Raw genomic sequence first — 23325 nt, 5'->3', positions numbered from 1 at the left:
GGACAGGCGGCTCAAACCGTCTAGTTTGAAGGGCAGGTCGGCAAGTCCGATCGTTGAGAAAACCGCAAAAAGGTCAGGTGTTGGCGTGGCTGAAACACTCGCTGAGAAACTTGAGAAATCGAACCTGGGTCATTGGATGCAGCGATTCGAAGGCTTCATGGTCTTCATTGGTGTCGTCGGCCCCTTTGCCACGCTGCCGCAGCTGATCAAACTGTTTTTCACCCATTCACAACACGCCACCGGCCAGTCGCTTTTGTCCTGGTCGCTTTATGCTGCGCTGTCATTCTTGTGGTTTGCCTACGGGTTGGTGGTCGGGAAGCTGCCGATTTACGTGGGCAATGGGATCTCGATGATCCTCAACCTGTTGATGGTGGTTGGTATCCTGATGCACGCGGGACTGACGTTCTGAGCGGGCACTAGCCCAGCACCAGCGGCTCTAGCGACACCCGCAGCGATACTGCGGCGAAGAACAGAACACTGCCTGCCAGTACGAAGACATGCCATATCGTGTTGTGATAGGGCATCCAGTCGGACAGGTAGAAGATAACGCCTGCTGTGTAGACGACCCCTCCGGCAATCATCAGGGCGAGTACCGAGGGTGGCAGCTCATCCAGCAAGGCATGCCCGCTCCAGACGGCGGCCCAGCCCATTCCCAGATACAAGACGAGCCCGATCCAGCGAAAGCGGTGCGGGTCCACCATTTTCAGCACTGATCCCAGCGTGGCTGAGGACCAAAGGCCGATCATCAACCCCGGGGCTTGCGCTCCGGACAGCAGCAGGAAGGGCGTGTAAGTGCCTGCGATCTTCACATAGATGCCCGAGTGATCAAGTCTACGCAAAATTTCGGACCACCGATCGCTGACGATCATATTGTAAAGCGCAGAAAAGCTGAGCATCAAGATCAGCGTCACTCCGTAGATCGACGCACCCATGACCGCGTCCGGGTCGGCGCGATAGTACATCGTCATGACAATCAGAATGGGAACCGCGATGAGGGCCAGAAACAAGCCCAGAACATGTACAACCCCGTCACTGATGCGCTCGGCCCGGCTATAGGCTGGCCGGATATGTGCAAAAGATCGCATAGCAAAAGGGTAGGTCCGCTGTCGCCTTTGGGCAAGTCTGCCGGGTTGAACTTCTCGTGTGGGTGTCACAGCATTCGGCGCTGGCGGGTGTTTTTCATCCCCTCTTCATCAATCCGCAATGCTCAGGTCGGATCTTCGCCGGGCTTTGGGTCCTTGTATCGGTTGAGGTCCAGAATGCCCGCCTGAATTGGCTTGTCTTGCAGAAAACGGGCGTGGATCTGATCGCTGATGGCCCAGAAATCTTCGCTGGTCCGACGCACGCCGAAATCGGCAACCAGCTGCATCCAGTCCTCTTGCGTGGCGACCGCTTTCACAGCCTGAACAAAGTCGGGCAATTGCGCTTCAGGCAGTTTGAAGAAGAAGTTTGGGTAGCTTCCGATCATCTCAGGCAGAATGGTCAGAACGTCTTTTTCGGGCTCTCGCCGGGCGGATTCGTCAAACAGGAAGGCTATGTTGGTATGGGCTTTGTCGTGGATCAGCGTGAAAACCTCGTCCTTCTCGTCGCTTGTCTCGACCACCAGCATGGAAAGGTCGGGCAGGAACTTGACCCAAGGCCCGGTCTGGCTGGCCAGAGCTGTCAGAGCGTCCTGCGCGCAATCCGCACCATCGCATCGGTTGATCGGGTCTGAGCGCGGCCATAACCCATTGCTGCGGGCCAGCAGCTGCAAAAGAAACTCCTGCTTCGGGGTGTTCGTTTCAAATGTGATCCCCGTGGGCATCGTGTCGTCGATGCGGCGGGTGTGCCAGAACGTGTGCAACCTGGCCAGAACGCCCCGATACCAGTTTTCGTGCATGCCCGGCCGTAGATTGCGCGGCATGAAGGTCAGGAAGTTGTCCTCACTCTCCATGCGCAATTCGTCCATGTAGATGCGGGTCGCCAGTTGGTGTTCGACACGTCCGAACACGTCATATCCAGCGACCAGATTATAGTAGATCCGTTCAAACACCGGATAGTCGATGACCCAGGCGGTTTCCGGGATATCGCCATAAAAACCCGTCAGGGCCGAGGCGTTGTCGAAGTGCCGAAATACGGTGATCAGGGCGTTCGGGTTGGTGCCCTCGCCATCCCAGATCGCGTCATAGCCCCAACCGGTTTGATGCGCGGGGCTGTTGCGATAGCGGGTATCGCGGAACTCAAGGTACTGGGCCTGGTTCTGATGCGAGAACATGTGCAGGTCGCCTAGGCTTTGATCCACCTGCGCGACGGGCAGCTCAAGAAGCGTAGCGCCCTCGGCCAGAAAGCTTGGGTCGGTGATCGCGAGGTCTGCGTCGGGGTCAAGGAAACTGACCCAGAACCGGTCCTCGATGACGTCAACGGCAGTCTCTCCGTGACAGACAGGGCCTCGGATAAAGCTGCGGACAAAGAACAGCGCATCGTCCAAAAGGAATTGGTACCGGCTACGCGCGGGGATCGCCGCGAAGGTCGAGAACGGGTCTCCGCCTTCGGCATCGCCATAGGAGGGCAGGTCGGTCAGCGCCCAGTTGGGCTGCAGGAACAGGGCCTGAAACCGCGCCATGCGATCAGGGCTTAGCGTATAGACCAGGTGTTCTTTATGGACGATGGTCTCATCGACGTGTTGCAAACGGTAGTAGAACGGCCCCTCGCCGGGATCATCAAACGGGCGGCGGGTGGCGATGATGCCGATCTCTTCTCCGCTGGGTGTTCTGGACCGGACCATTTGAAAGAACCGCCGTGGGTCATCGCCTTCGAAATGCAGGCGGGCCAGAAAGAGATGTTCGAACAGATACCGGTTCATCAATTGCGCGCGCGGGTCGGGGGCGTTCAGAAATGCTTCCCACGCGGTAACCTGCGATTGGATATCATCCGGCAATGGCGTGACCGCCTCGGGCAAGGCTGCTCCGCTCTGCACCCAATCCATCAACAGTTCATGCTCCGAGGCCGTCAGTGGCGCGGTCCCATAGGGCATTCCGGCCGTCGGATGACTTTCGCGGAAGGCGTCGAACTCCTGATCGGTTGGGCAGACCAAGTGGCGGTCAAGCGCCAGCCCCAACGAGTCGGGCAGAGGCGCGTTTGCGGGCAGAGGGTTCTCGGCCCCCAAGGCCAGATAGCGTTCCAGTAAGCTGGTCTCGCCTTGTACCTGCGGAAGAACTGCATGGAATCCCAAATCCCGCCACCCCTCAACCGTTGTAGCATCCTGCCCCAAACGGGTGGGTTGGGCATCTTCCAGACGCTGCGAATGGTAAACCGCCAGCTTGTTGCCGCCGCGTAGCAGCCCCTCGGGCGAGGTCAGCTTGACCTGACAGGGCGCGTCGTAGCAGCCGTGGCAAACCACGCATCGCTTGTCGAGAACCGGCTTGACCTGCGACCAGTCTGCCTGCGCAAAGGCGGAAAGGGGGGCGATGATCCATGCGATCAGCGTTACCCAGAATTTTGCTCGCCGTGGCGTCCTCTGTCCCATTGCTCCACTCTTGGCACTCCCATCCGGTTTGTCGAGTCCCCCATCCCGCTTGCGCCCGCCGCGCAGTTACGCTCTTGTGAGGCGACCGATTTCCAACCCCGACCGGAGTTTGCCTTGGACTGGCGCGATCACGGCATCTTACTGACCACGCGCCGCCACGGTGAAACGGCCGCGATTATCGAGGTCTTCACAGAGGCTCATGGCCGTCATGCGGGTGTGGTGCGCGGGGGAACCAGCCGTAAGATTGCGCCGATTCTCCAGCCCGGCGCGCAGCTGGACGTGCTTTGGCGGGCGCGGCTTGAGGAACATATTGGCACCTTCCAGGTCGAACCCCTACGCTCGCGCGCGGCGGCGGCGTTCTCTGGTCGGCTGGCGCTGGCGGGGCTTAACGCCGTAGTGTCGCTGTTGTCCTTTTGCCTGCCCGAGCGCGAGCCGCATCCCGCAATCTACAGCCAGACCGAGCAGTTGATGGATCTGCTCGGGCAGGATGAGATCTGGCCACTGGCCTATCTGCGGTGGGAACTTGCGCTGCTTGAGGAGCTGGGCTTTGGCCTCGACCTGTCCTCTTGCGCTGTGACAGGCGCGACCGAGGGGTTGGTCTATGTCTCGCCCAAAACGGGTCGGGCCGTCAGCGTTGAAGGCGCAGGGGAGTGGGCCGACCGCCTGTTGCCCCTGCCGCCATGTCTGCGAGGCGAAGGAACAGCCCCGGATGCCGAGATCGTGCAGGGGCTGAACACGACGGGGTACTTCATGGAACACCGTGTTGCACCTGCATTGGGTCATCATCCGCTGCCCGAGGCGCGGGCGCGGTTCGTCGAGAGGCTTACTCGGCGGCTTTGAACACCATCTCGTTCCCGTCCTCATTGCGCAGAATAAGAACATCGCCCGAAACCTCGGATTGGGTCATCGCCAACAGGGCGGCGAAATACATTCCCTCGGCCTCAAGCGCGGCACAGGCGGCGCGGGTGGCGGCAAGGTCCTTGATCTCGAACCATGGATAGGGCGCGTTCAGCGTGCCATTGTAGCTGTTGCAGGGGGCATTGCCCGCGATTTTGCCCTCTTCGGGGAATTGCAGCAGGGCGCTGGCTTCAAAGGGCTGCCCGTCAATCTCCTGCAGCACCCAGGACCGGTCAGATGCGCCATAGGCCGCCACGGTTTCGTCGCGATCGCATTGAAATAGGGCCATAAAGGGCAGAACGAGGGTCAGGCGTAGCATGGGCACAATCTAGCGCGACTTCGGTTTGTGCTGAACCGGAATCTCAGCTGCCCGCGCTTGCCGAGATCAGCTCTTCGCGCACCTCCAGCCGGGGCCGCCAGTTGTAGCGGTCGTCTTCCGAGATCTCGCCCCAGAACAGGTCGCCGCTCTGCCGCCAGGGATCTAGGATCACGCCGTCCTTCAGGCTGTCTCCCCGCGCGCTGATCGCGGCCGAATGGTGGATGATGCGGAACGTGGTCGGAGGAGAGGTGGCCCAATGCACATCCAGCGTTCGAAAGTCCTCTTGCTGCAGGCGCCGGGTCATGGCCTGCGCCCAGTCATTGCACAGCCCGTAGTCGCGAAAGCCGTTGATGACCTTGGCGTTGTGAACGATCGGCGAATCCGTCACGTTCCAGTCCCGCTTCAACTGCTGCGAATAGCTGTATGAGATTTCAGCGGCGCGGCGGGCCTCGGCCGGGTCGACATTGGGGCCCAGATTGCGGATCTCAAGCGCCAGCCCATCGACATCCGCCCGTGTAACAGTCGAAGACGGAGCGCAAGCCCCAAGGGTCAGCATCACCAAGGCAGCAAGCAGCGCGGTCAGGCGTATCACGTTCGTCTCTCCGTCCGGGTTTCGAGAGGTCGTGTAAGTGATCTGCGCGGGATCGGGAAGGGGGAAGTTGCAGTGAAGAGTGTTCAGAATTGGTTCTGTTGGCTTTGTGGGACACACGGTTAGCGCCGCGCACAATATAAGCAATTCAAGAAAAAAACCCGGCGCGGGCGCCGGGTTCAGTTGGGGAAATGAAGTTGCCGAATTTCGGTCAGCCCAGCAGACGCCGTGCAATGACCTGTGCCTGAATTTCGGCAGCCCCTTCGAAAATGTTCAGGATACGTGCGTCGCACAGGACGCGGCTGATCTTGTATTCCAGCGCAAAGCCGTTGCCACCGTGGATCTGCAGCCCGTTGTCGGCTGCAGCCCAGGCCACACGTGCGCCCAACAGCTTCGCCATGCCGGCCTCAAGATCGCAGCGTTGGCCGTGGTCTTTTTCCCAGGCCGAGAAATAGGTCAGCTGCCGCGCGATCATGATCTCTACCGCCATCATCGCCAGCTTGCCGGAAACGCGCGGGAAGTTGATCAGCGATTTGCCAAACTGCTTGCGGTCCTGCGCATATTGCATCGCGATATCCAGCGCACTTTGCGCAACGCCGATGGCGCGGGCGGCGGTCTGGATGCGGGCGGATTCAAAAGTCTCCATCAACTGCTTGAAGCCTTTGCCTTCTTCGCCGCCCAGAAGGTTTTCACCCTTCACATGGAAGCCGTCGAATCCCAGCTCGTATTCCTTCATGCCGCGATAGCCCAGCACCTCGATCTCACCGCCGGTCATGCCGGGGGTGGGGAAAGGGGCTTCGTCCGTGCCCGGTGTCTTTTCGGCCAAGAACATCGACAGGCCCCGGTGATCGGTGCGGTCAGGATTGGTGCGTGCCAGCAGGGTCATCACATGGGTGCGCGCCGCGTGAGTGATCCACGTTTTGTTGCCAGTGATTTCATAGTCGCCATCGGCGTTCTTGACCGCACGTGTGCGCAGGCTGCCGAGATCCGAGCCGGTGTTGGGTTCGGTGAACACGGCGGTCGGCAGAATCTCAGCGCTGGCCAGCTTCGGTAGCCAGTTTGCTTTTTGCTCATCCGTGCCGCCTGCGATGATCAGCTCGGCCGCAATCTCGGAGCGTGTGCCCAGAGAGCCGACGCCGATATAGCCACGCGATAACTCCTCGGACACCACGCACATCGAGGCTTTGGACAGGCCGAACCCGCCGAACTCTTCGGGGATGGTCAGGCCGAAAACGCCCATCTCGGCCAGTTCTTCGATGACCTCGATCGGGATCAGTTCGTCCTTCAGGTGCCAGTCATGGGCGTGCGGTTCGACCTTTTCGACAGCATAGCGACGGAACTGGTCGCGGATCATCTCAAGTTCTTCGTCCAGACCCGACGCGCCGAACATGGTGGCTCCGGCCTGGTCTTCCATGAGAGCGACTAGGCGCGACCGCGCGGCTTGCGTATTGGCCTGCGCCATCAGCGTCTGGATCTCAGAAGTCTGGAACCCGGACAGAGCGTCCCAGCCCAGCCCCAGATCCTGCAAGCGTACAACTTCGCCTTGGTTCATGGGGATACCACCAGCGACCTGATGCAGATACTCACCAAAGGCGATCTGGTGCAGCAGTTGCTCAATCTCGCCAAACTTGCCGTCCGCCTCAAGCGCTTCGGCCCAACGTTGCATCTGCGCGAGGGACTGATGATAGGTCGCCAGCCATGCCAGCCCGTGGGCGGCTGTCTGGTTCGCCTCGATCAACGCGCCCGAGACGCGACCGTCCGCCTCGACCATGGACCGTACCGAATCGCGCGCGCGCTCAAATACAGCTTCGACCGCTGGTACAGCGGCCTTTGTCAGGGCCAGAAGGTCCGGCAAAATCGCAGCTGTCGTCATCTGGGTCATATCCTGTCCGTCATGGGCCATGAATCACGTCCTCTTTTGCGTCGTCTGGTCATATCATGCTGCACGTGCAGCGCAACAAAAATACTTATTATACTGCGAAAAAGTTCAAATATTACCTCGGCATTTTTGCAGTGCAGAGAACGCACAGGGTGATATCTAGACGGCATGACACTGTTTTCCACACTCTCTCCGACCGATCTTGCCCTTGCCGCCGCGATTGCCTGTCTTGCCGGGTGGGTCAAAGGCATGGTCGGTTTTGCGATGCCGATGGTTCTGGTTTCCGGGCTGAGCATGTTCCTGTCGCCTGAGCTTGCTGTTGCCGGTCTGATCTTCTCGACCGTTGTGACCAATGGTGTTCAGGCGCTGCAGGAAGGGGGGCGGGCGGCCATTGCCTCGATCCGGCGTTTCCGGGTTTTTCTGAGCGTTGGTTTGATCTTTCTACTGATCGGAGCGCAGTTGGTGACGCTGGTTCCGGCCTCGACCTTCCTGATGTTGATCGGCATTCCGGTGACAGCCTTTGCACTGCTGCAGATCCTCGGGGTTACCTTTTCCCTCAAGGAAGCATCAGCGCGTATAGAAGCGATCTTCGGCGTGATTGCAGGTTTTGTCGGTGGGATATCGGGTGTGTGGGGCCCTCCGACCGTGGCTTATCTGACGGCCCTGAACACCCCAAAGCAAGAGCAGTTGAGAGTGCAGGGTGTGATCTATGGTTTGGGCGCTGTTGCTTTGACAGTGGCACATATCGGGTCAGGGATACTGAACCGAGAGACAGCGCCGTTCTCGGCCGTTTTGGTCTTGCCAGCCCTTGCAGGGTTGTGGCTGGGAATGCGGTTGCAGAACCGCATTGATCAGGCTCTGTTTCGGAAAATCACCTTGTTGGTGCTTCTGGTTGCTGGGCTAAACCTTGTCCGTCGTGGATTGTTCGGTTAGCGGATCACGCCCTCTTGTCCGCTAAGCGAAACGCGAAATAGAGGCCGAGCATAAGGAAGAACAGGCCCGAGACGTCTCCGATCAGAAAGGCTATGTACTCAGCGGTCGCACTGCCGAAGGCCAGGTTCGTCAGCCCCGAGACCAGAAATGAGGTCACAACGCCGACGCCCATGATGCAGATCCAGCAGGGCTTGCGGTCGGCGCGCGGGAACAAATCCCATCCGAGCCACTTGAAGAGATAGAAGACCGCGGGAACCGTTGTTACGGCGATTGCCATCGCCATAATACGACTGGGTAAGAACACATCGCTGCCGCCGAGTGCTGCGAAAACGATGAAAACACCTGGAAGAAGGGCAAAGATCGCCCTCCAGCCCAATAGCCACGCGGATAAAACGCGCACGCCATGTGGCAGGAACAGCAGACTTGCCCGACTTGGATATTCGGGAAAGAACAAGTTCTGCAAAGGCATCAGGACCTCAAAAGTGAGTAAGGATGCGATCACATAGGCCAAAGAGGCAAAAAATGTTTCCGAGGCCCACTTGCGCACGTCGATCAGCCGTTGATCTGCCGGGGCGCGGCGTCACCGTGGTGCATGTACGATATACCGTCCGCGATTGGCTGTGCCGCTTTGCGACAGATAACCCTTTTCGACCAGCGACTTCAACGCGCGGAAAAAGGTGGGCCGTGAAACGCTCTGGACCAGAGTGTGTTCGATCAAGCCGAATGTCCGGACTTCTTGGTCGGCTTTCGATAGCTCTTCGGCTGCGTAATAAATGTCGCGCTCGACCGGAGATAGCTGTTCAAGGCCCAGTGTACGCTCCATGCTTTGCATGAGTTTGCGAAGTTCGGTGAGTTTCGAGATTTCGGTCATATCTTACCTGTCTTTTTCGTGCCAACGCGGCCAAAGCCGAAACCTGGAAATATGTCCAAACACCAAGGTGTCTGGCTGGTTTCATATTGACACTTTACCCCATCTACTTAGACTAGCGTCGTGATTAGGTTGCCCAATTCGCTGGTGTGAGTGTCCGCGCATGAGCTGCCCAAAGGTTTTTTTAAGATTCGGCCCGGTGCAAAAGCTCCGGGCCAATTTAATGTAGCGACTGTAGCGTATCGGAAACTTCGGAACAACGCATTTGTATACGCTGTTTCCGCTCGGTAACCGGAAGGTGAACGTTCACGCACAGAAAAGGGCGCCGAAGCGCCCTTGATTCAGGTCAGCCGATGGCAACAGCCTTGATGTCTTCGTCGATGAACGGAATGTACTGTTCAAAGTTTTCAGCAAACATCTGCACCAGCTTCTCCGCCTGCTTGTCGAACGCAACCTGATCATCCCAAGTGCGGCGCGGATCCAGCAGAACCTCTGGCACTCCGGGAACCGAGACAGGCACGTCGAAGCCGAAATTGGCGTCCTTGCGGTACTCCGCATCGGCCAGCGAGCCGTCCAGCGCGGCGGTCAGCAGGGCGCGGGTTGCCTTGATCGGCATCCGGCTGCCAATCCCGTAGGCGCCACCGGTCCAGCCGGTGTTGACCAGCCAGCAGGTCGCGCCGTGCTGGGCGATCTTGTCGCGCAGCAGGTTGCCATAGGCCTCAGGGCGGCGCGGCATGAAAGGCGCGCCAAAGCAGGTGGAGAAGGTCGGCTGCGGTTCGGTCACGCCACGTTCGGTACCTGCTACCTTAGAGGTGAAGCCCGACAGGAAGTGGTACATCGCCTGCGCTGGTGTCAGCCGCGCGATCGGAGGCAGTACGCCAAACGCGTCACAGGTCAGCATGATGATGTTCTTGGGATGACCGCCCAGAGCGCTGCTGGATGCGTTCGAAATATACTCGAGCGGGTAGGCACAGCGCATGTTCGCTGTCAGCGAGTCATCGTCGAAATCCAGTTCCTTGGTTTCGGGATCGAAGACCATGTTCTCGATCACCGTACCGAATTTCGAGGTTGTCGCGTAGATCTCGGGCTCAGCCTCGGCGTTCAAGTTGATGGTCTTGGCATAGCAGCCGCCTTCAAAGTTGAACGTACCACGATCAGACCAGCCATGTTCGTCGTCACCGATCAGAATGCGTGCCGGATCGGCGGACAAGGTGGTCTTGCCGGTGCCGGACAGGCCGAAGAAGACGGCAGTGTCGACCGGGTTGCCAACGGCGTGGTTGGCCGAGCAGTGCATCGGCATCACGCCTTTTTCCGGCAGCATGTAGTTCAGCAGCGTAAAGACGGACTTTTTGTTCTCGCCCGCATATTCGGTGCCGCCGATCAGGATCAGCTTGCGGTCGAAGTTCAGCGCGATGACTGTCTCGCTACGGCAATTGTGCTTGGCGGGATCCGCCTGGAAGCTGGGGCAGTTGATGATGGTAAAGTCAGCCGTGAACTCATCCAGATCTTCACGATCCGGGCGGCGCAGCAGATGGCGGATGAACAGGTTGTGCCACGCCAGCTCGGTGACCATGCGCACGTTGATCGAATAGGTCGGATCGGCCCCGCCAACGAGGTCCTGCACAAAATAGTCGCGGCCTCTCATATGGGCCAGCATGTCTTCGTACAGTGCGTCAAAGCCTTCGGGGCTCATGGCGGCGTTGTTTTCCCACCAGATGCTGTCGGCGACGCTGTCGGTTTTGACGACGTGTTTGTCCTTGGGCGAACGGCCAGTGAACTTGCCGGTGGTGACCAGAAAGGCCCCGCCATTGCCAAGGGTGCCTTCGCCGCGCTTCAGCGCTTCTTCGATCAGCGCCGGTTCCATGAAGTTATAATAGACATTGCCCAGACCCTCGATGCCCTGATCTTCGAGGCGGAATTGCGGGTTAACCCGTCCAGATGTCATGTGTGTCTTCTCCTGTGGCGGCGCGGAGGCAGTTCGGCCCGGTGCGCTCTTGGGGCAATCATGCCGGACGAGTCCGGCGGACAGGCGTCCTCTTATCATGGTCGTTTGGGGCATGAACAGGAGGCTTTGACGCAGTTAGCGCAACCAAGTTAAGGTTTAGCGCCATCACAAATTTCCTGTCGGAAAACCGGGCAGCATTTTGCGGTCGGCAAGGCATTTTTGCCGCAGAACTGCCGCAAGAATGGCTTGATTCGTGGTTACGGATTGATTCGGCGCCTTAAAACCGCCAACAATATCCTACAAAAAAGCGTATTATTGCGTATGTGAGCAGGAATAGGGGTGACCCCAATGTCAAAGATTGCACTAGTGGATGACGATAGAAACATTCTGACGTCGGTATCCATGACGCTCGAAGCCGAGGGTTTCGAGGTTGAAACGTATAATGACGGTCAGGCTGCGCTGGATGCTTTCAATAAAAAGCTGCCCGATATGGCTGTTCTGGATATCAAGATGCCGCGGATGGACGGGATGGATCTGTTGCAGCGGCTGCGCCAGAAAACCCAGATGCCGGTTATCTTTCTGACCTCCAAGGATGACGAGATCGACGAAGTTCTGGGTCTGCGCATGGGCGCGGACGACTATGTGAAGAAGCCGTTTTCGCAGCGCCTTCTGGTCGAACGTATTCGTGCCTTGCTGCGTCGTCAGGAGGCGACCGAGGGCGATAGCGCTGCGGTCAGCACCGGTGATGCGAAGGTCATGGAACGTGGTGAACTGCGGATGGACCCGCTGCGCCATGCGGTGTCCTGGAAGGGCAATGATGTTTCACTGACCGTGACAGAGTTTCTGCTTCTGCAGGCCTTGGCGCAACGCCCTGGCTTCGTGAAAAGTCGCGACCAGCTGATGGACGTGGCCTATGATGATCAGGTCTATGTGGACGACCGCACCATCGACAGCCACATCAAACGTCTTCGCAAGAAGATGCGCGCCGCCGATCCGGAGTTCTCGGCCATCGAGACGCTGTATGGCATCGGCTACCGCTACAACGAAGAATAGGCATGCGCCCCGTTTGAAGGTATTGTGGTTCCGTGCGTGACACTGACCAATCTGACGAGCTGCACGACGGTGATGTCGTCATCGGGGATGACTGGGTTATCCCGCAAGACCCCGAGTCTGCCGAACTGCGAGAGAAGCGGTCGCGGAGGAACCTGTTTTCTCTGCGCGGCTCACCTTTGGCGCGCAAGATCGTCACTTTCAACCTGATCGCCTTGGTCATTTTGGTGACCGGGCTGTTGTATCTGGACGATTCCCGGAAGGAACAGGTTCAGCAAACCGCGCGCAACCTGATGGGCGATGCGCAGCTGGTCAGCAACGTGTTCGAGGCTCAGATCCGTCAGAACGCAGCCGCAGGCGCGCAGAATCCGCGGGTGCTGGATGTGGGAGACACTCTGGCTGGGTTAAGCCTACCTGAGGGTGGCGAGGTCTTCGTGTACGACGCCAGCGGCACTTTGATTGGCTGGACGCGGGGTGCCTCAGTTGCCGTGGATCTGTCGACCATCCTGCAGTCAGAGGCGGACATCCAAACCGGAAGCACCGTCATCAGTGACGCTTTGAATGCGGTCTGGACCGGGGTTTCCCGGGTGTTCAACTGGTCGACGACTGACGAGACCCCTACACTGGCCCAACGGGTGCAAGCCATCATCCCCGATACGCTCGGCGGCAGAACACAGGTGCAAGCCGTTCAGGACGAGATGGATGAGACGGTGATCGTTGCCGCCTCTCCCATCTTGTTCAACGACGCGACGGTCGGAGCTGTTGCCATAACCGGACCGGCAGGTGAAATCGATGCGCTGGCCCGGCGCGAGCAGGAGCGGATCCTACAAATGTTTGTTGTCGCTCTGCTGGTCTCGGTCGGTCTCAGCCTTGTTCTGGCGTCGACCATTGCCAATCCGCTGGCCGATCTGGCCGCCGCGGCCGAGATGGGCAAGGACCGGGGTACAGGCGTTAATCCGGGCCGCATCCGCATCCCGGATCTGAGCGCCCGCCCTGATGAGATTGGTCGCCTCAGCTTGGCGCTGCGGGGCATGGTCACGGCGCTCTACAACCGGATTGACGCAAATGAACAATTCGCGGCCGACGTGGCACATGAGATCAAGAACCCGCTAGCCAGTCTTCAATCCGCTGTGGGAACGCTACGGATGGTCAAGCGCGACGATCAGCGTGAGAAGCTCATGGGCGTCATCGAACATGACGTGCGGCGTCTGGACCGCCTGGTGAGCGACATCTCCAACGCTTCGCGGCTGGATGCGGAGCTTGTGAAGGAGGCTGAGCAGCCCTTTGACCTGCTGAAACTGCTGGACAATTTGGGTCAGTTTCTGGGCGAAGACGCTAAGTCCAAGGGCATCGAATACGCTACTGACCTGCCCGCCGAACCGATCGTGATCAATGGGCTTGAGGCGCGTTTGGCACAGGTTTTCGTCAACCTGATCACCAACGCAATCTCCTTCTGCGAAGAGGGCGATGCGATCCGCGTTTGGGTACGTCAACGCGACCAGCGTGTGCTGGTCGTTGTCGAAGACACAGGCCCCGGCATACCGGAACAGGCCCTGACCAAGGTCTTCAAACGCTTCTACTCTGAGCGCCCCGAGGAGCATTTTGGCAACAACTCCGGCCTCGGATTGGCGATCTCAAAACAGATTGTCGAGGCACATGGTGGCGTGATCTGGGCCGAGAATATTCGACCGACCGAAGCAGATGTAACCTCGGAGCCGCTGGGTGCGCGTTTCGTCGTGGGGCTTCCTGTCTAGAACATGAGCAGTCAGACGCTTTCAGACACATCGGACAAAGACAGCGCCTGTATTCACGCGACTTGTGTCGCGGTTCAGGGGCGGGGGCTTCTGATCGTTGGGGCCTCTGGGTCGGGTAAATCCTCACTTGCCCTTCGCATGATTGCCCTTGGGGCCGATCTGGTTGCAGACGACCGGGTTGATCTGCGCCGGGACGAGGGCGCGGTGATTGCCGACGCACCACAGCGGATTGCGGGCTTGATCGAGGCGCGTGGCATCGGGTTGTTGCGCGCCGCCCTTTGCGGCCCGGTGGCTTTGGATTATGTGCTCGACATGGATCAGACGCAGCCCGCCCGCCTGCCAGAACCCGTTACTTTGCAGTTGCTGGGGCACTATGTACCCTTGTTGTTTGGCGCTGGCATTCCCAATTTGGCCGAAGCACTGATGCAACTGCTTAAAATGGGGCGCGTAGACCCGGAATGGATAAGCACATGACAGCGCAACGGCGGATCGTCCTGGTGACCGGGCCGTCCGGCGCAGGACGATCGACAGCCATTCACGTGCTTGAGGATCTGGGGTTTGAGGCGATAGACAATCTGCCCATGGGGCTGCTGACGCGCCTGCTGGAAGGCTCGGGGGATGATCGGCCCATGGCGTTGGGGATTGATGCGCGCAACCGGGATTTCTCGACCATCGGATTCATCGAACTGGCCGCCAAGCTTGGCCGTATGGAGCAGGTTGACCTGACCGTCCTCTATCTGGATTGCAGTGATGAGGTTCTTCTGCGCCGCTTCTCAGAAACCCGCAGGCGCCACCCTGTGGCGAAGGACGCGGGCCCTGAAACCGGCGTGCGTCAGGAAAAAGAGCTGCTGACCCCAATTTGCGAAATCGCCGATACCCTGATCGACACCAGCGCACTGAATGTTCACCAACTGCGTGAAGAGGTGGAACATTGGTTCGCCCCACAAGGTGGCCGCCATCTTGCGGTCTCGATCGAGTCTTTTTCTTACAAACGCGGCCTGCCGCGCGGCCTCGACATGGTGTTCGATTGTCGTTTTCTGGCCAATCCCTATTGGCGGCCCGAATTGCGTGCTGCTGATGGTCGAAACGCCGACGTGGCGTGCTATGTCCAAACTGATAAGAACTACGCTCCGTTCTTTGACCAGGTGGTCGGAATGCTGGACCTTTTGCTGCCTGCCTTTCGCGCCGAGGGCAAAGCGCACCTGTCGGTTGCTTTCGGGTGTACCGGTGGCCAGCACAGATCTGTCGCTTTGGCCGAGGCGGTTGCGAAAGCCCTTGCAGACAGGGGGCAGCAGGTGGCAATTAGGCACCGCGAGATGGAACGACGCGCATTGAATGTGAGGCCGAATTGATCGGGATAGTGATCGTAGCGCATGGAGGGTTGGCCAAAGAGTATCTGGCCGCCATGCAGCATGTTGTCGGGCCTCAGCCCGGCCTCGTCGCGATTGCGATCGAAGCCGATCATGACCGTGATGAAAAGCAGGCCGAAATCTGCCGCGCCGCAAACGACGTTGATATGGGGGGCGGTGTGGTGATCGTCACGGACCTGTTCGGCGGCAGTCCTTCGAACCTCAGCCTCCGGGCCTGTGCGCCGCAGGATCGGCGCATTTTGTATGGCGCGAACCTTCCCATGCTGATCAAACTGGCCAAAAGTCGCCACTTGCCCGTGGCCGACGCCGTGCGTCACGCGATGGAGGCTGGACGCAAGTACATCAATGCGCAAAATGTGACATTGGACTAGGACCGGACGTATTGAAATGACCAACCGAAGCTTGAAAATCATCAATGAAAAGGGCCTGCACGCCCGCGCCTCGGCCAAGCTGGTTGAGGTGGTAGAAGGTTTCGATGCCAGTGCCGAAGTCTCCAAGGACGGACTTTCTGCATCAGGGGACAGTATCATGGGCCTTTTGATGTTGGCAGCCTCGCGCGGAACCACTATTGACGTCGAGACCTCCGGGCCGGATGCTGAGGCATTGGCAGAAGCCTTGGAAACGCTTGTGAACGACAAGTTCGGCGAGGGGTTCTAAAGCCACCCCGCCGGGACAGGAAGAACGGGAAGACCAGGAATTGGCGGAAACAACGCACGACACCAAGACAGGCCCCGTTGTCGACGGGACAGATGATCAGGGTGAGATCTACGATCGTAGAACGCTGACCTATGCCAATTCGTTCGACGATGCCTGGACCGCGACGGCAATCCGCGCCATCGAATGGTGTACTGGCAAGCTGACCATTCTTCGGATGGTCAATAAATTCGAAAAGAAAAACGAGCAGTATCGTGGCCAGCGGTTCTGGGGTGGGGCGCTCAAGACGATGGGGATCACCCTCACCACGCCCGAAGAACAGATTGCGCGTATTCCCAAAACCGGCCCCGTTGTTGTTGTTGCCAACCATCCTCATGGCATGGTGGACGGCATGATTTTCGCCGAGCTGATTGGACGTGTCCGTAGCGACTACCGTATCCTGACCCGCTCGGTTCTGACTGGCCTGGATGAGGCCGCGACCTCGTTTATGATCCCCGTTCCCTTCCCGCATGATCCTGAAGCGCAAACCAAAATGCTGGAAATGCGGACCAAGGCGATGGACCACCTGAAAGAGGGCGGCGTGGTCGCCCTGTTCCCCTCGGGTGTAGTGATGTCCTCGGATGATTGGTTCGGGCCGGCGATTGAACGCGAATGGAACGTCTTCACCGCCAAAATGATACGCCGTTCAGGCGCGACCGTGGTGCCGATCTACTTCCCCGGCCGCAACTCGCGCGCCTATCAGATCGCCAACAAACTCTCGCCGATCCTGCGGCAGGGCTTGTTGCTGCATGAGATCGTCCGCTCTTGCAACAAGCCCCAATCCCCGGTGATCGGAGAGCCGATCTCGGGCGAAGACATGCAGCTGCTCGAACGCGACCCGCGCGGTTTCATGGCGTGGCTGCGCAACCACACGATGTCTTTGGGCGGCATAGCAAAGCGCTGATCCTCTCCTTCATCTGGCTAAAATATCCCGGGAGTGAGACCGGATGAAATCCGGGCGAGGGGGCTGGCCCCTTTTTAGCGCGTCGGAACCGGCACGTCGCCGCGATAGTCGTAGAATCCACGCTGGGTCTTGCGCCCCAGCCAACCGGCCTCAACATATTTCGTCAGCAGCGGACACGGGCGATACTTGGTATCCGCCAGCCCATCATGCAGCACGTTCATGATGGCCAGACAGGTGTCGAGCCCAATGAAATCGGCCAGTTCCAGCGGCCCCATCGGGTGATTGGCGCCCAGCTTCATCGACTGGTCGATGGATTGAACACTCCCCACACCTTCATAGAGCGTATAGACCGCCTCGTTGATCATCGGCATCAGGATACGGTTCACGATAAAGGCCGGGAAATCCTCGGCGCTGGCGGCGGTTTTGCCCAGTTTGTCGACAACGGCCTTACAGGCGTTATAGGTCTCTTCGTCGGTGGCAATCCCTCGGATCAGCTCGACCAGTTGCATGACGGGCACCGGGTTCATGAAGTGGAACCCCATGAACCGCTCTGGCCGGTCGGTCCGGCTGGCCAGACGTGTGATCGAGATCGAGGATGTATTCGAGGTCAGGATCGTATGCGGCAGCAGATGCGGCTGCAGATCCTCAAAGATTGCCTGCTTGATCGTCTCACGCTCGGTCGCGGCCTCGATCACCAGATCGGTCTGGCCCAGACGTGGCAATTCCAGCGTGGTGGTGATCCGCCCCAAAGCGGCTTGCACAGCCTCGTCCGAGATCTTGCCGCGGGATGCTTGACGCGCCAGATTGCCTTCGATCGTCTTTATGGCATTGTCCAAAGCGTCCTTGTTGACGTCGTTGACCAGAACGTCATAGCCGGCCAAGGCCAGAACATGCGCGATCCCGTTGCCCATCTGGCCTGCGCCAATCACTCCGACCGATTTGATTTCCATGCTCTGGTGCCTCTGCTCTCAGCTCGCCGCGACATTACCGGCAGTTTGGGGCGGGCGGCAAGAGGCATCAGAGGTCTGCAGACCAGTCAATTATGCCTCAAATCCGCGCATTAGCAATTTCGCAAGACTTGCGACGGCAAGATGGCAACCGGGTGAAAAATTGGGTGTGTGATATGAGCTATCATCAAACGGGCGCAGCAGTGCCCGAAGACAGCATCTGTCAGTATGGAGCGTCAAAACTACGGTTCCGGGGGCCGTCGCGCGCGTTGGACGGCTCCTATCTGGCGTGTATCGGAGGGGATGAGACTTTCGGCCGGTTCGTTGAGCGCCCCTATGCCGCGATTCTCGAAGGTTTGCTGGACCGCAAATGCGTCAACTTTGGCAGTCTTCTTTGTGGGGTTGAGGCGCTGTGCGGCGATTCCACCTTGGTTGAACTGGCGAATGATTCCGATCTTTGCGTGCTGCAATTGCCGGGGGCACTGGGACAATCGAATCACTTCTACCGGGTGCATCCGCGCCGCAATGACCGGTTTCTGTCTCCGACACCGGACCTGCTGACGCTTTACCCAGAGGTGGATTTTACCGACGTCCATTTTGTGCGTCACTTGATGGGGCTGCTGCATTCCTATTCAGACGCTCGCTTCGAAATCGTCGCCCACGAACTGCGAAAAAAGTGGGTCGAGACCCTTGGCGCTTTTCTACAGGCGATCCGGCCTCCGGTCGTTTTGCTGAACCTGCAGGTCGATGGCGAGATCGCCCATGAGGTTGCAGGGCCGCTGGGCTGTGAACCCGTCTTTGTTGACACCGAGATGTTGGACGCACTGCGGCCGTACAGTGCAGATGTCGTCTCGATGTCAGTCCGAATCTCCGGTGAATCGGATGATTTGGAGGATATGCTGTTCGGGACCCTTCAGCAGCCTATGGCCCAACATATGATCGGCCCGGCGACCCATCGTCGGATCGCAGAAACTCTTTCCCGCTCGATCCGAGATTTGCATTGAAAAAGGCCCGCCGGTGGGGCGGGCCTTGCAATGGTTTTCCAAGTAATCGCTTTGTTCGATCAGCCGAGTTTCTCGGTCAGTTCGGGTACGGCCTGGAACAGGTCCGCAACCAGACCGAAGTCGGCGACCTGGAAGATCGGTGCTTCTTCGTCTTTGTTGATCGCAACGATGACCTTCGAGTCCTTCATGCCAGCCAAGTGCTGGATCGCGCCCGAGATGCCAACAGCGACATACAGGTCCGGTGCAACAACCTTACCGGTCTGACCCACCTGCCAGTCGTTCGGCGCATAGCCCGAGTCCACTGCGGCGCGCGACGCGCCAACGGCAGCGCCCAGCTTGTCGGCCAGGGTTTCGATCAGTTTGAAGTCCTCTTCCGAGCCAACACCACGGCCGCCCGAAACAACAACACCAGCCGAGGTCAGCTCGGGCCGGTCGCTCTCGGCAACCTTGTCCTCAACCCAGGACGACAGGCCAGGGTTTTCGCCAACCGAGATGGTCTCAACCGCAGCCGAACCGCCTTCGCCTGCCGCATCAAAGGAAGCGGTTCGGAAGGTGACGACTTTCTTGGCGTCGTTCGACTTGACGGTCTGGATAGCGTTGCCCGCATAGATCGGACGCTCGAAGGTCGAGCCGTCAACCACGCCGGACGCATCCGAGATCACCATCACGTCCAGCAGCGCAGCAACGCGCGGCATGACGTTCTTGGCGTCGGTGGTGGCAGGGGCAACGATGTGCTCATAGCCATCGGCCAGACCTACGATCAGTGCTGCGGTCGATTCGGCCAGGCGGTGGCCCAGCGACTCGTCTTCAGCAACCAGAACCTTGGACACGCCGTCGATCTTGGCAGCAGCCTCGCCGGCAGCAGCGGCAGAACCACCCGCGGCCAGAACGGTCACATCACCCAGCGATTTCGCAGCGGACACGGCCTTGGCAGTGGCGTCCAGCGACAGTTCGCCATTGTTGACTTCGGCAAGCAGAAGTACAGCCATTACACAGCCCCCGCTTCTTTGAGTTTCGAGACCAGCTCATCAACCGAGCCGACGACGATACCAGCGGCACGCGCCGGCGGCTCATCGGTTTTGACGATTTCCAGACGCGGAGTGACGTCGACGCCGTAATCGGCAGCGGTTTTCTCATCCAGCGGCTTTTTCTTCGCCTTCATGATGTTCGGCAGCGAAGCATAGCGCGGCTCGTTCAGGCGCAGGTCAACGGTCACGATGGTCGGCATCTTGACGTTGATGGTCTGCAGACCGCCGTCAACCTCACGGGTGATCTTGGCGGTGTCGCCTTCGATGTCCAGCTCGGAGGCGAAGGTGCCTTGGCTCCAACCCAGCAGGGCCGACAGCATCTGGCCGGTGGCGTTCATGTCGTTGTCGATCGCCTGCTTGCCCGCCAGAACGATGCCTGGCTGCTCTTCCTCGACCACTTTGGCCAGGATTTTCGCAACGGCCAGAGGCTCGATATCCGTGTGGACGTCATCCGCAGCAATAACCAAGATCGCGCGGTCGGCACCCATGGCCAGAGCAGTCCGCAGCGTCTCCTGCGCCTGCTTCACGCCGATCGAAACAGCAACGACTTCGTCAGCCTTGCCTGCTTCTTTCAGGCGGATCGCCTCTTCAACCGCAATCTCGTCGAACGGGTTCATCGACATCTTTACATTGGCGAGATCAACACCGCTGCCATCCGCCTTAACACGGACCTTAACGTTGTAGTCAATCACGCGCTTGACAGGCACAAGTACCTTCATTTTTGCGTTCGCTCCTTACAAAAACGGTAAGCCGCGTCGCGACTCCACCAATGCTCTCGCGGGACTAGATAGCGCCTCAATCTCATCGACAACAGAGCAAAATCGTCACGTCATGGGCTTGAGACGTCGCGTTTTGTGTTTTTTGACGAATAGGGAGCAGAGTTTTTTTTGATGGTTAGCTGTCGATGCTGGGATTTGGTTGCCGGCGGCCAATCTGTCCAGCTGAACCAAGAAGACTGATTGTTTTGGTTAGAGGAGCGCCGAGTATATGACGTTTTGCGTCCGCACTTCGGGCCGGGGCTCCGCCCTTCCGGTCGCCGGGACGTCCACTGGACGTCCCGCCGCTTTCAGCGGTTCGCGCCCGGAACCCACAAGACATCATCCTTGCCGCTATTGTTGGCGCAGCGGGCGGCGACGAAGAACCAATCACTCAGACGGTTCAGGTATTTGACCGCGACCTCGTTGACAGGCTCCATGTTGGTCAGTTCAACAGCCAGACGCTCGGCCCGGCGTGAGACGGTGCGGCAGACGTGCAGATGCGCTGCCAAAGCCGAGCCGCCGGGCAGGATGAAGCTGCGCAGTGGTTCAAGATCGGCATTCATCGCGTCGATTTCAGCCTCGAGCCGGTCGATCTGAGCGGGCGCGATGCGCAGCGGCGGGTAGTCGGCCTCGGCGTCTTTTTCCATGTCGGGGCGGCAGAAATCAGCCCCCAGATCGAACAGGTCATTCTGTATGCGGGCCAAGGCGGCGTCGGTTTCACCCTCGGCTTCGGTCCGGGCGACGCCGACAAAGGCGTTCAGCTCATCAACCGTGCCATATGCGGCCACGCGGCCCGAGTATTTCGCAACCCGTTCGCCATTGCCCAAAGCGGTTTTTCCGTCATCGCCTGTGCGCGTGTAGATCTTGTTCAGAACGACCATCGTCAAACTCCTTGTCCGCGCAGGAAGACGTAAAGCACAATCAGCAATACGGCAATGAATTGAAAGAGGATGCGCAGGCGCATCATCTTGTTGCTCTTCTTGGCGGCATCCATGCCGCTTTTTCCGAAATTTGCGATTCCAAGGGTCAGCACGACGACAACCGCCGCCATCGCCAAGAGCAAAACGACCATCAAAGGGTCCATCGTCAGTCACCGTCCGCTTTTTCTTTGTGTGCGCCTGATCTAGCGCCTGCAGTGCCAAAAGCGAACGGGAAATATTGCCTCAGATGTCTGACAGGATGCGGTCTATAGCTTTTGTTGGCAGAATTCGCCGCAAATAGCCTGCGATATAGGTCGGAGTCGTCACGTAGTAGCGCGCCTTGGGCCGTTTCGCTTCGACCGCATGTGCCAGCTTGTTGGTGACCGCCGAGGCAGGCAGTTCGAACGTGTCTGGGCCAGAGCCTTCATAGAGCCGTTTCAGCAAAGATGCCTCATACCTGTCACGCAAGACCGAGTTCTCCCAATCCACGAAGCGCTCGAACACCGGGATCGCCTTTTCGCGGATTTTCGACGTGATCGGACCGGGTTCGATCAGGATGACCTTGACGCCGCTGCCGCGTAGTTCCAGACGCATCGTGTCAGTCAGACCTTCGATCGCGTATTTGGTGGCGACATAAGCGCCGCGCCAGGGGAACGCGACCAGCCCCAAAACCGAGGAGTTCTGGACAATGCGCCCATGACCCTGTTCGCGCATGACGGGAATGACCTGCCGCGTCAATTCATGCCAGCCGAAGACATTCGATTCGAAGATGAACCGCAAACCGTCGGTCGGCACATCTTCGATTGCGCCGGGCAACCCGTGCGCTCCGTTGTTGAACAGCGCGTCCAACTTGCCTCCAGTGGCCTCAAGAACTTCGGCCAGTCCGGCGGTGATGCTGTCTGTGTCCTGATAGTCGATTCGCGGGCTTTCAAATCCCTGCGCGCGCAGCCTGTCGCTATCACGCTGCTGGCGGCACGAGGCAAAGACGCGCCAACCGCGTGCGCGCATACCGTGTGCTGCATCCAGACCGATGCCAGACGAGCAGCCGGTAATAAGAATTGATTTCTGCATGATGGCCCCGAACCTCAACGTCCTCAACACCTAGGCTGCGAGAGGAAACAGGACAATGACGCCCGGGCGTCAGTTCGTGGTTTTGCGGACCAGTGATGCCGAAATCCATCCGACCTGTTGCCCGGGAAACACGCGTGTACGCAACCAGCCGGTGCCGGAATCACTCAGGACCTCAACCCGCTGCCCGAGCGTGGCCTTGCCGGTGATGGGATAGATCGTGCCCGGACCATCGCGCATATTCACGCGGGTGCCAGAGATTTCGCGGATGTCCTTTTCAGGTTCGGCGATAGGGGCGACGGCGGGTTCGACATCGGTTGTGATTTGCTGCATCGCCGTCACGCCGCCTTCCAAGGATGCCAGCGTCAGCGTGACATCCTGATCTTCGAACAGAGACGGATTCGCCTGCAGTCCGGCTGCAACCTGAGACAGAAGTGCCTTGGTTTCTTCTTCGCCCAGAACAGGTTCGGGTTCTGCAATAAACTCAATCACTGGGATGGGTTGAACTGCGGCGCGGGTCACCAACTCCTCAACCGGTGCGGCCGCCGGAGGCGCCACCTTGGGTGCAGGTTCGAACGTGGCCGCCATGCGCTGCGGATTGTCACTGCGCAGGCCGCGCGGCTCGAAATCGGGGCCTCCACTCATGACGTAGAAAGCCCAGCCAAGGGCGACAAAAGTAACAAGTATCAGGCGCGTCATGACGCTTCCCCCCGAAGAAATCGTAAATACAAGTATTGGCAGCAGTTTAATTCATGAGAGCATAGCATATTTCGAGGTGGGAGTCGAAAAATGGGGGAAATCCGTGGGTTGCCTCCCCCTGTTGCAAAAAGCGCGACTTGTCCCCAGTAAAATAAGTCTTGGTTGCTTTACCAAGCCGCGCTTGCGTCGTATCAC

Annotated in this window: 26 protein-coding genes; 11 read left to right on the top strand and 15 right to left on the bottom strand. The window is 58.8% G+C overall.

Going from position 1 to position 23325, the window contains the following annotated elements:
• Positions 1 to 85: 85 nt before the first annotated feature.
• Complete coding sequence (locus tag ACXAH8_RS12545; protein WP_170662549.1) at positions 86 to 409, top strand: SemiSWEET transporter; 324 nt, start codon at positions 86 to 88, stop codon at positions 407 to 409.
• Positions 410 to 416: 7 nt separating this feature from the next.
• Here the strand turns inward: ACXAH8_RS12545 and trhA are convergent, their stop codons facing one another.
• Entirely contained in the window at positions 417 to 1085 is a 669-nt protein-coding gene (gene trhA / locus ACXAH8_RS12540; RefSeq protein ID WP_475218875.1) for a PAQR family membrane homeostasis protein TrhA, read from the bottom strand.
• A gap of 122 nt (positions 1086 to 1207) precedes the next feature.
• Positions 1208 to 3505: a fatty acid cis/trans isomerase gene (locus tag ACXAH8_RS12535; protein WP_475218872.1), complete on the bottom strand. Its 2298-nt coding sequence runs from the start codon at positions 3503 to 3505 to the stop codon at positions 1208 to 1210.
• A 114-nt stretch (positions 3506 to 3619) separates the two neighbouring features.
• Between ACXAH8_RS12535 and recO the strand changes: the two genes are divergently transcribed.
• Complete coding sequence (recO, locus tag ACXAH8_RS12530; protein WP_475218870.1) at positions 3620 to 4345, top strand: DNA repair protein RecO; 726 nt, start codon at positions 3620 to 3622, stop codon at positions 4343 to 4345.
• Here recO and ACXAH8_RS12525 read toward each other — a convergent pair.
• The 3 genes from ACXAH8_RS12525 to ACXAH8_RS12515 all read right to left on the bottom strand — a co-directional run bounded on the left by ACXAH8_RS12525 (position 4329) and on the right by ACXAH8_RS12515 (position 7213).
• Positions 4329 to 4721 carry an META domain-containing protein gene (locus ACXAH8_RS12525; RefSeq protein ID WP_475218865.1) on the bottom strand — a complete coding sequence of 131 codons (393 nt, stop codon included), beginning with the start codon at positions 4719 to 4721 and terminating at the stop codon, positions 4329 to 4331. The two genes, recO and ACXAH8_RS12525, sit on opposite strands and share 17 nt — an antisense overlap.
• A 43-nt stretch (positions 4722 to 4764) precedes the next feature.
• The gene (locus ACXAH8_RS12520; protein WP_475218863.1) at positions 4765 to 5313 is read right to left on the bottom strand and encodes a hypothetical protein; all 549 of its coding nucleotides are present in this window, start codon (positions 5311 to 5313) and stop codon (positions 4765 to 4767) included.
• 208 nt (positions 5314 to 5521) lie between these two features.
• Positions 5522 to 7213 (bottom strand): acyl-CoA dehydrogenase family protein, encoded by a 1692-nt coding sequence (locus ACXAH8_RS12515; RefSeq protein ID WP_475218861.1) that lies wholly within the window; start codon positions 7211 to 7213, stop codon positions 5522 to 5524.
• Between the two features lie 144 nt (positions 7214 to 7357).
• On the opposite strand from ACXAH8_RS12515, the gene ACXAH8_RS12510 reads away from it, so the two are divergent.
• Positions 7358 to 8122: a sulfite exporter TauE/SafE family protein gene (locus tag ACXAH8_RS12510; protein WP_475218859.1), complete on the top strand. Its 765-nt coding sequence runs from the start codon at positions 7358 to 7360 to the stop codon at positions 8120 to 8122.
• A gap of 4 nt (positions 8123 to 8126) precedes the next feature.
• Here the strand turns inward: ACXAH8_RS12510 and ACXAH8_RS12505 are convergent, their stop codons facing one another.
• The 3 genes from ACXAH8_RS12505 to ACXAH8_RS12495 form a co-directional block, all read right to left on the bottom strand.
• Positions 8127 to 8624, bottom strand: a complete 498-nt coding sequence (locus ACXAH8_RS12505) for a hypothetical protein (protein WP_475219038.1) — start codon at positions 8622 to 8624, stop codon at positions 8127 to 8129.
• Positions 8625 to 8702: 78 nt separating this feature from the next.
• On the bottom strand, positions 8703 to 8993 hold the full coding sequence (locus ACXAH8_RS12500; RefSeq protein WP_170380432.1) for a hypothetical protein: 291 nt from the start codon (positions 8991 to 8993) through the stop codon (positions 8703 to 8705).
• A gap of 343 nt (positions 8994 to 9336) precedes the next feature.
• On the bottom strand, positions 9337 to 10935 hold the full coding sequence (locus ACXAH8_RS12495) for a phosphoenolpyruvate carboxykinase (RefSeq protein WP_475218857.1): 1599 nt from the start codon (positions 10933 to 10935) through the stop codon (positions 9337 to 9339).
• Between the two features lie 348 nt (positions 10936 to 11283).
• Between ACXAH8_RS12495 and ACXAH8_RS12490 the strand changes: the two genes are divergently transcribed.
• Genes ACXAH8_RS12490 through ACXAH8_RS12460 form a run of 7 tightly spaced genes read left to right on the top strand, consistent with a single transcriptional unit; the run spans position 11284 to position 16706 of the window.
• On the top strand, positions 11284 to 11988 hold the full coding sequence (locus ACXAH8_RS12490; RefSeq protein WP_475218855.1) for a response regulator: 705 nt from the start codon (positions 11284 to 11286) through the stop codon (positions 11986 to 11988).
• Between the two features lie 32 nt (positions 11989 to 12020).
• Positions 12021 to 13739: an ATP-binding protein gene (locus ACXAH8_RS12485; RefSeq protein WP_475218852.1), complete on the top strand. Its 1719-nt coding sequence runs from the start codon at positions 12021 to 12023 to the stop codon at positions 13737 to 13739.
• 3 nt (positions 13740 to 13742) lie between these two features.
• Positions 13743 to 14213: an HPr kinase/phosphorylase gene (locus tag ACXAH8_RS12480; RefSeq protein WP_475218850.1), complete on the top strand. Its 471-nt coding sequence runs from the start codon at positions 13743 to 13745 to the stop codon at positions 14211 to 14213.
• A complete protein-coding gene (rapZ, locus tag ACXAH8_RS12475) occupies positions 14210 to 15091 on the top strand; it encodes an RNase adapter RapZ (protein WP_475218848.1) in 882 nt (293 codons plus the stop codon). The genes ACXAH8_RS12480 and rapZ overlap by 4 nt, the downstream gene beginning before the upstream one ends.
• Complete coding sequence (locus tag ACXAH8_RS12470; RefSeq protein WP_170474049.1) at positions 15088 to 15480, top strand: PTS sugar transporter subunit IIA; 393 nt, start codon at positions 15088 to 15090, stop codon at positions 15478 to 15480. Before rapZ ends, ACXAH8_RS12470 begins: the two co-directional genes overlap by 4 nt.
• A gap of 16 nt (positions 15481 to 15496) precedes the next feature.
• Positions 15497 to 15766, top strand: a complete 270-nt coding sequence (locus tag ACXAH8_RS12465) for an HPr family phosphocarrier protein (protein ID WP_170380425.1) — start codon at positions 15497 to 15499, stop codon at positions 15764 to 15766.
• A gap of 40 nt (positions 15767 to 15806) precedes the next feature.
• Complete coding sequence (locus ACXAH8_RS12460) at positions 15807 to 16706, top strand: lysophospholipid acyltransferase family protein (protein WP_170768407.1); 900 nt, start codon at positions 15807 to 15809, stop codon at positions 16704 to 16706.
• A gap of 74 nt (positions 16707 to 16780) precedes the next feature.
• Here ACXAH8_RS12460 and ACXAH8_RS12455 read toward each other — a convergent pair whose 3' ends face one another.
• Positions 16781 to 17656, bottom strand: a complete 876-nt coding sequence (locus ACXAH8_RS12455; protein WP_170380423.1) for a 3-hydroxybutyryl-CoA dehydrogenase — start codon at positions 17654 to 17656, stop codon at positions 16781 to 16783.
• 173 nt (positions 17657 to 17829) lie between these two features.
• On the opposite strand from ACXAH8_RS12455, the gene ACXAH8_RS12450 reads away from it, so the two are divergent.
• Positions 17830 to 18657 carry a DUF6473 family protein gene (locus tag ACXAH8_RS12450; protein ID WP_475218842.1) on the top strand — a complete coding sequence of 276 codons (828 nt, stop codon included), beginning with the start codon at positions 17830 to 17832 and terminating at the stop codon, positions 18655 to 18657.
• 59 nt (positions 18658 to 18716) lie between these two features.
• On the opposite strand, the gene ACXAH8_RS12445 is transcribed toward ACXAH8_RS12450, so the two are convergent.
• From ACXAH8_RS12445 to ACXAH8_RS12420, 6 genes are all read right to left on the bottom strand, one after another.
• Positions 18717 to 19646, bottom strand: coding sequence for an electron transfer flavoprotein subunit alpha/FixB family protein (locus tag ACXAH8_RS12445; RefSeq protein WP_170380422.1), 930 nt, complete (start codon positions 19644 to 19646; stop codon positions 18717 to 18719).
• Complete coding sequence (locus ACXAH8_RS12440) at positions 19646 to 20404, bottom strand: electron transfer flavoprotein subunit beta/FixA family protein (protein WP_170556409.1); 759 nt, start codon at positions 20402 to 20404, stop codon at positions 19646 to 19648. The genes ACXAH8_RS12445 and ACXAH8_RS12440 overlap by 1 nt, the downstream gene beginning before the upstream one ends.
• A gap of 347 nt (positions 20405 to 20751) precedes the next feature.
• Positions 20752 to 21324, bottom strand: coding sequence for a cob(I)yrinic acid a,c-diamide adenosyltransferase (locus tag ACXAH8_RS12435; protein WP_170380420.1), 573 nt, complete (start codon positions 21322 to 21324; stop codon positions 20752 to 20754).
• A gap of 2 nt (positions 21325 to 21326) precedes the next feature.
• The gene (locus tag ACXAH8_RS12430) at positions 21327 to 21527 is read right to left on the bottom strand and encodes a twin transmembrane helix small protein (RefSeq protein ID WP_170380419.1); all 201 of its coding nucleotides are present in this window, start codon (positions 21525 to 21527) and stop codon (positions 21327 to 21329) included.
• A gap of 79 nt (positions 21528 to 21606) precedes the next feature.
• The gene (locus tag ACXAH8_RS12425) at positions 21607 to 22434 is read right to left on the bottom strand and encodes an SDR family NAD(P)-dependent oxidoreductase (RefSeq protein WP_475218839.1); all 828 of its coding nucleotides are present in this window, start codon (positions 22432 to 22434) and stop codon (positions 21607 to 21609) included.
• Between the two features lie 69 nt (positions 22435 to 22503).
• Positions 22504 to 23130: an SH3 domain-containing protein gene (locus ACXAH8_RS12420; RefSeq protein ID WP_475218837.1), complete on the bottom strand. Its 627-nt coding sequence runs from the start codon at positions 23128 to 23130 to the stop codon at positions 22504 to 22506.
• Positions 23131 to 23325 lie beyond the last annotated feature (195 nt).

The organism is Ruegeria sp. ABV3_008, from assembly GCF_056161185.1.
This window is presented reverse-complemented; position numbering and strand designations above follow the sequence as displayed.